General features: G+C 51.8%; 6 protein-coding genes. All 6 read left to right on the plus strand.

All coding sequences use genetic code 11. From position 1 onward, the window contains the following. The first annotated feature begins 124 nt into the window (after window positions 1-124). Window positions 125-1,219, plus strand: a complete 1,095-nt coding sequence (locus B2899_RS02075; protein WP_414631740.1) for a CapA family protein — start codon at window positions 125-127, stop codon at window positions 1,217-1,219. 541 nt (window positions 1,220-1,760) lie between these two features. Beyond that, on the plus strand, window positions 1,761-1,901 hold the full coding sequence (locus tag B2899_RS02080) for a hypothetical protein (protein ID WP_170230320.1): 141 nt from the start codon (window positions 1,761-1,763) through the stop codon (window positions 1,899-1,901). A gap of 98 nt (window positions 1,902-1,999) precedes the next feature. Then, window positions 2,000-3,304, plus strand: coding sequence for an FAD-binding oxidoreductase (locus tag B2899_RS02085; protein ID WP_146811241.1), 1,305 nt, complete (start codon window positions 2,000-2,002; stop codon window positions 3,302-3,304). Window positions 3,305-3,366: 62 nt separating this feature from the next. Then, window positions 3,367-4,671, plus strand: a complete 1,305-nt coding sequence (locus B2899_RS02090) for a (Fe-S)-binding protein (protein WP_246147372.1) — start codon at window positions 3,367-3,369, stop codon at window positions 4,669-4,671. Beyond that, window positions 4,672-6,090: an FAD-linked oxidase C-terminal domain-containing protein gene (locus B2899_RS02095; protein WP_146811240.1), complete on the plus strand. Its 1,419-nt coding sequence runs from the start codon at window positions 4,672-4,674 to the stop codon at window positions 6,088-6,090. Between the two features lie 113 nt (window positions 6,091-6,203). Further along, the gene (locus B2899_RS02100) at window positions 6,204-7,376 is read left to right on the plus strand and encodes a pyridoxal-phosphate-dependent aminotransferase family protein (protein ID WP_146811239.1); all 1,173 of its coding nucleotides are present in this window, start codon (window positions 6,204-6,206) and stop codon (window positions 7,374-7,376) included. Window positions 7,377-7,580: the final 204 nt, after the last annotated feature.

The raw sequence follows: 7,580 nt of genomic DNA on the forward strand, positions 1-7,580 counted from the left end.
CGAGAAGAATTGGTTGTGCTTTCCGGTTTTCTCCCATAACATTCTAGAAGAGCAGCGAAAAGAGAGAAAAACAAACACAAGGGAGGAACAGGTGAAGAAGCTCCAACGAACGTCTTTGCTGATTATGCTGTCGATTACAGTATGCGCTACGGTGCTGTACGCAGTTTCAGCCGCCGTAACCGGTACATTTCAGCCAGCGGCTGTAGGTAAAATCGAGACGGCTGGGCCGAAGAAACCACCGAAGCCGCCTGATGTCGCGGAGGAAAAGCAAGTGAAGAAAAAAACGATACATTCCGTCACCATCAGTGCGGCGGGGGACGTGACGATCGGCACAGACGAGAATTTTCCTTATATGTTCAGTTTTCCGTATGAAGTGAAGAAAAACGGATATGCCCATTTCGGCAAGCACATCCGTGGCATATTTGACAAAGACGATCTCACCATCGTTAATTTAGAGACGACATTGACGACCGCCAAGGCGAAAGCGGTGAAAAAATTCCGCTTCAAAGGCGCGCCGGATTACGCGCAGATTCTTACGCTATCAGGCATGGACGCGGTCAATCTTGCCAACAACCATACCCGTGATTATCTCCGGCAAGGGTATGAAGATACGATAAAGACGTTGAAGAAATATCGCATCGCTTATTTTGGCTATGACAACAAATACATAGCCGGGATAAACAGCATCCCCGTCGGACTTCTGGGATATGAGGGCTGGGAGAATACGCAGAAGCTAAGAAGGACGATTATGGCTGACATCGCCGAGCTCAGGCGGCGGGGCACACAGGTCATAATTGTCAGTTTCCACTGGGGAGTGGAGCGCAGCCATTATCCGAATGCGGTACAAAAAGCGTTAGGCCGACACGCGATAAATCAGGGGGCTGACCTGGTGCTCGGGCACCATCCGCATGTAATGCAGGGGATCGAGCAGTACAGAGGTAAGTATATCGTATATAGCCTGGGGAATTTTATGTTTGGCGGAAACCGAAATCCCTCCGACAAAGATACATTTATTTTTCAGCAGACGTTTTATGTGCAGAACGGAAAGCTCTCAGATAAAAAAGAGATTCGTCTAATACCGGCTTTGATTTCGTCAGTGAAGGAAAGGAACAATTATCAGCCCCTGCCGCTTGAAGGAGCGGAAGCGAAGCGTGTGCTAAGCCGATTGAAGAAGTATACAAATCATCTCGGAAAGTTTGATTGGTCTGTTTTGAAATAATTCCGCGTGTATAATCACCCGGAATTTTCTTTATTCCAATCCCTATATTACTGCATAGTAGTCAGAATATTGCCGCGGAAATAATGAGCGTGTTATATCGATGGCCCTTGCAAAGTGAAGCTGCTCTTTCACCCAAATAAAGTTGACTTGTAAACATGTTAATGATAATAATCCGCCGTAGATTCGACAAAATGAGACAAAGCACAAGAACAGCGTCCCATCGCTTTTTTCACTTTCTATGCTGGGTGAGCCGTTTGCCGCGAAAGCGTAAGCTGCTTTGAAAGGCAAAAAGGCCTTTCGGATGGATACATCGCTGGATACGGTATATGCGATTATTTTACCCGGAAAGTAGAGGAAAGCCTGGCCGGGGTATTATCTTTATGAAATAAGTATGGTAAAATAATAATCACAATATTTTATTAATATTAAATATTTGGAACGAAGAGGCCAGGTTATTACCGAAAGCATGATCGCACCATTTGCAAGATGCCGGATGCCGCTCACGATTTTTTGCGAATATACAATGAAAGGGAGAATTTGTATGAGCGAAAAATATCAGCATATTGTCATTAAGAAGGACGGCAAGATAATGGAATCGTACATCCGGAAAATCGAAGGTGGCCGGGAAGGCAAGGCAGAAGAGAAGACGGCTTCGGGCAAAGAGCTTCATAAAAATAAATAATAAAAAATTCGATCTAGGCTTAACAGAAGGCCGTTGGCGTGTTGCCAACAGCCTTTTATTATTATTTTATTCGATAGGAAAGAAGGGCAGGGATAGACATGATATTTAAGGAGATGCCGTTGCAAGCGCACATTGCCGAAACAAAAGCTGCTTCTCATTCGCTGGGAAATACGGCTCCTTATACTGTCTTTCCGGACAGGGAGCAGGAGATTGCTGATTTTCTTACATACGCCCGTCAAAATGGAAAGACCGTCATTCCGATGGGAGGAGGAACCAAGCGGGGATTTGGGGGAACGGAAGAGGCCGCCGACTTCATTCTGTCGCTCTCCCGCTGCACCGGTATCGTCGAGCATTCACCGGGCGATATGATTGTGACAGTGCGGCCCGGCACGACGCTACAGGAATTACAGGATAATCTGGCGGAGTATGGGCAGAAGCTCCCGCTCGATCCGGCCTGGCCGGAGTACGCTACCGTCGGTGGGATCGTTTGCGCCAACGATAGCGGCCCGAAGCGATTACGCTACGGGTCGGCCCGCGACCATGTGATTGCCATGCGCGTGGTGTACCCGGACGGAAGCGTAATCCGGACGGGTGCGAAAGTGGTGAAAAACGTGGCAGGGTATGACATGAACAAGCTGTTCATCGGCTCCATGGGGACGCTGGGCGTGCTTAGCGAACTTTCATTTAAACTGCGTCCGCTGCCCAAGGCAGAGAGCCTGATGCTGCTCACTTTTCCTGATTCGCCGATGGACGGGATCCGCACATTTTTACAAGAACTCCAGAACTCGATGCTGGAGCCTGTGGCGCTGGAGTTGATCAATCCGGTTCTCGCCGGACGACTGGGGGATAGTCTCAGCTATATGCTGGCCGTTTCATTTGAGGATGTGGAAAGTGCGGTGCGGTACCAGGAGGAGTGGGTGCGCGTTCACATGCCGGAGATGGCGCAGTTGACCGTGCTGGCGCAGCAGGAAGCCCGGGAATGGTGGAAAGCGTTTGCGCGCGTGTCGCCCCGTGGGTCCGAAGAAGAAACAGCAGACGCACGGGTTGCGGTGAAAATCGGAAGCAAGAATATGGATATCCCGGATATTGTGGCCGCCTGTCATAAAGTGGGCCAGGTCCGCAACCTTATGGTAGAGGCGCATGGCGGGGCAGGACACGGTATTTCACATGCATATGTAGAAGGGAAGAGCGAAGATGAGCTGATAGCCGGCATTGAAGATATTCGCCGCATGGCCGTGGAGAGAGGCGGTTACGCCATCGTGCGGCACGCCCCGCTTTCGCTGCGGCGCAGGCTGGATATATGGGGAGAGAAACCGAAGTACTTTTCATTGCTCGAAGGGATTAAGCGTACGATCGACCCATACCGCGTCTTGAATCCGGGTCGATTTGTAGGAGGGATATAATGATGAGCCAATCAGGTACCGAAATTGTGAAACCGCATACAGAACCGGTCGTTTTTGCCACCATGAGCCCGTTGCAGGCGGCGGAGGAAGACAAATACTCTGCCTGTGTCCACTGTGGTATGTGCTTAGAATCATGTCCGACATATGACGAGCTGGGGCACGAACATCAGTCTCCGCGCGGGCGGGTGCATTTGATGAAGGCAGTAGCCCAGGGCAAGATGGACATTAGCGAAGCGTATGCTGATCCGATCTTCACCTGTTTGGACTGCCGGGCCTGCGAAACCGCCTGTCCCTCCGGCGTACAAGTCGGTACGCTCATCGAGGAAGCGCGCGGTCACATCCGTCAGGCTATCCCGCTGACAGGGTGGAAAAAGACGGTGAGTCGTACTTTTTTGCGCGGGCTGTTTCCGCATCCTTCACGCCTGCATGCGCTAGGCAAAGCACTGAAAGTATACCAGCGGAGCGGGCTTGGGAAATTTGTCCGCAGGACGGGACTTATCAATATTGCGCCGCCGCATATACGGGAGATGGAAGCGATTATGCCGCAGATAACGGAGCCGGTGCTTATCCGGTATCCTCAGGGCGTACCTGCCGAAGGGGAAGCGAAAATGAGGGTGGCGCTGTTTACCGGATGCGTGATGGACGTGATGTTTAGCGACATTAACGAAGCGACCATCCGCGTCTTGATCCGGAACGGCTATAGTGTGGAACTGCCACAGGAACAGCGCTGCTGCGGTGCGCTGCATGTGCATGCCGGGGATCGGGAAGAAGGAAAGCGTTTGGCGCGCAAAAACATTGACGCTTTTCTTGCCTCAGGAGTGGACAAAGTGATTGTCAACGCAGCCGGCTGTGGTTGTGCGCTTAAAGAGTACCCGGAGCTATTGAAAGATGATGTGCAGTATCGGGATAAAGCGGAAGTGTTTGCGGAGAAAGTGGAGGATATCACAAAATTCCTGCATGAGTACGGCTACCGAAAACCCCGGGGAAAACTCGACACGCGGGTAACATATCATGATGCCTGTCACCTCGCGCACGGACAGGGCATTCGCCAGGAGCCGCGCGATTTGCTTGCGAGCATTCCCGGTATACAGATGATACCGCTGCCGGATGCGGACCGCTGCTGCGGCAGTGCGGGCATCTATAACCTAACCAATCCGGAGATGGCGGCCAGTATTCTCGACAAGAAGATGGAGAACGTACCTGCTGCGGCAGAGGTAATCTCAATGGGCAATCCGGGCTGCATGCTGCAGATAGCGATGGGTGTTGCTAAATACGGGCGAAGCCAAAAAGTGGTGCACACGGTACAACTGCTTGATTGGTCTTATCAGAAGGAAGAACAGAATGAGCGTACGGAGGAGGTACGGTAGATGACGAGAGCTGATTCGCTCATTCAAGAGCTAATCGAGATTGTAGGAACCCGGGGGGTCTTATACCGAAAGGAAGATTTGCTCGCCTATGAATGTGACGCGTATACGATTCACCGGGGGATGCCGCGGGCCGTTGTGTTTCCGGCAACTACGGAGGAGGTCGCCGGCGTTGTAAAACATTTGCACAAGCAGCGCATTCCGTTTCTCCCCAGAGGCGCTGGCACGGGATTAAGCGGCGGTGCTATTCCGATTGGGGGAGAAGTCATTATTAGTCTTGTGCGTATGAAGAAGTTGCTTCATGTGGATTTGGAAAACCGGCTTGCCATCGTGCAGCCCGGCTTTGTCAATTTGAAGCTGACACACTCTATCTCGGATAAGGGATATTATTATGCGCCGGACCCGTCCAGCCAGTACGCTTGCACGATCGGTGGCAATGTGGCGGAGAATGCGGGCGGTGCTCACTGCCTGAAATACGGAGTCACAACCAACCACATTCTCGGGCTGGAGGTGGTGCTGCCGAACGGTGAGATTATTGAGCTTGGCGGCGTGCCCGATATGCCCGGTTATGATTTAATCGGGCTATTGACCGGTTCAGAAGGCACGCTTGGCATCGTAACGAAAATTACCGTGCGCATTTTGAAAAATCCGGAAGACAAGAAGACGGTACTCGCCTACTTTGATGAGGTAGAAGACGCCAGCTATGCGGTGTCTGACATTATTGCCGCAGGGATTGTACCAGCGGCGCTTGAAATGATGGACACTGTGGCAATTGAAGGAGTGGAGTGCGGCACGTATCCTGTCGGTCATCCTCCTGGTCTCAAAGCGCTTCTTCTGATTGAAGTGGACGGGATTGCGGCCGGCATTGACGAGCAAATTGACGAAATTGTAGCGGTTTGCAGGCGGCGCAACGTGCTTGAAGTACGGGTCGCACGCGATGAGGCGGAACGGGGCCGGTGGTGGGCTAACCGCAAGACGGCATTTGCGGCCATGGGAACGATTTCACCGGATTATCTAGTTCAGGACGGCGTGATTCCGCGTAGCCGGCTTCCGGAAGTGCTGAACGAAATCCGACAGATTAGCGAGACGTCCGGTCTTCGTATCGCCAATGTATTTCATGCCGGAGATGGAAACCTGCATCCGTTAATCTTATTTGACGCCCGTAAACCGGGAGAGACGGAGCTTGCCGTAAATGTCGGATCGGCCGTGCTCAGGGTATGTGCCGATGCCGGCGGCACGATTACCGGAGAGCACGGCGTCGGCATCGAGAAGAAGGAAGAGATGCGCTATGTGTTTACCGGGGAGGAGATTGAGGCGCAGACACGCGTACGCGAAGTATTCAATCCGGACCACTTATTGAATCCGGATAAATTATTTCCGAAGCCGGGCCGCTGCGCCGAGATGGGGATCATCAGAGAATAAATCATGAAAATTGCATTTCGCTATTTTTTTACAGTTCCTTATCTGATATTTTTAAATAGTAACATAGAAGACAAAACCATGTAATGTAGCCACAAAGAGAAAGGATGAGAGAAATGTTCAAAGAACTGAATCCACCGAGCCGTGTATTGATGGGCCCCGGGCCGAGCGATGTGCATCCCCGTGTTCTGAAAGCGATGGCCACACCGCTCGTCGGTCACTTGGACCCGAGCTTTCTACAGATTATGAATGAAACGATGGAGCTAATGCGTACCGTATTCGAGACGAAAAACGAACTGACGCTTGCCATGTCCGGCACAGGTAGCTCTGGCATGGAAACGGTATTCGTAAATTTAATAGAGCCGGGCGATAAAGTTATCATCGGTATTAATGGTTTATTTGGCGAGCGGATGGTCGATGTAGCCGAGCGCTGCGGGGCGGAAGTCATCCGTGTGGAAGCGCCGTGGGGTGAAATCATTAAGCCGGAGCAAATTGAGCAGGCGCTGAAAAATCATGCAAATGTAAAAGCCGTGGCGGTCGTTCATGCCGAGACGTCCACCGGCGCTTTGCAGCCGCTTTCTGAAATCTCTCAACTTGCGCATGCGCATGACGCGCTCCTTATCGTTGATGCCGTTACGTCACTCGGCGGAGTAAAAGTGGGCATTGACGAAAATGAAGTGGACGCCTGCTATAGCGGTACGCAGAAGTGTTTGAGCGCACCGCCGGGATTGTCTCCGGTGACATTCAGCAAGCGGGCCGGCGAAGCGATGGCCAGGCGTACATCCAAAGTACAGAGCTGGTATCTGGATTTATCCATGATTCAAAACTACTGGGGACAGGAGCGTTTCTATCATCATACCGCGCCGATCAGCATGAACTACGCGCTGCGGGAGGCGCTGCGTCTCGTGGTGGAAGAAGGGCTTACGGAAACATGGGATCGCCACTGGAAGCTGGGCCGTGCCCTGCAGTCCGGCCTCGAAGCGATGGGCCTCACCCTTCACGTGGTAGCGGACCACCGCCTGCCGCAGCTTACATCCGTATGCATTCCGGACGGCGTAGAGGATATGATAGTTCGCAAACAGTTGCTTGAACAGTTCGGCATTGAAATCGGCGGCGGATTGGGTGCCTTAAAAGGTAAAGTATGGCGCGTTGGCCTGATGGGCTACTCCTGCCAGCCGCGCAATGTGCTTTTATTCTTGGCTGCGCTTGAACAGGTGCTGCTGGAGCAGGGAGTCAAGGTACGCGAAGGAGAAGGTCGCACGGCTGCCGTTGAAGCGATGCAGAAGTAACAGTAAAGAGGAGCAATCAAATTAAATACGAAACCGCAGATGAGCGTTCATCTGCGGTTTTTTTATGGCTAACATGCCGGTTGTATGTTTGTTCACCGGGCGAGTTGTTCAACGTGCAGCCTTTCAATAATGACTTAGTAAAAATGGCATAGACCGGCTCTCAGATTCGTACGTTGCTGAACCAACAATTCTGTAGGGAAAGGC

It is taken from the genome of Aneurinibacillus sp. UBA3580 (genome assembly GCF_002375825.1).
Classification (GTDB): Bacteria; Bacillota; Bacilli; order Aneurinibacillales; family Aneurinibacillaceae; genus Aneurinibacillus; species Aneurinibacillus danicus.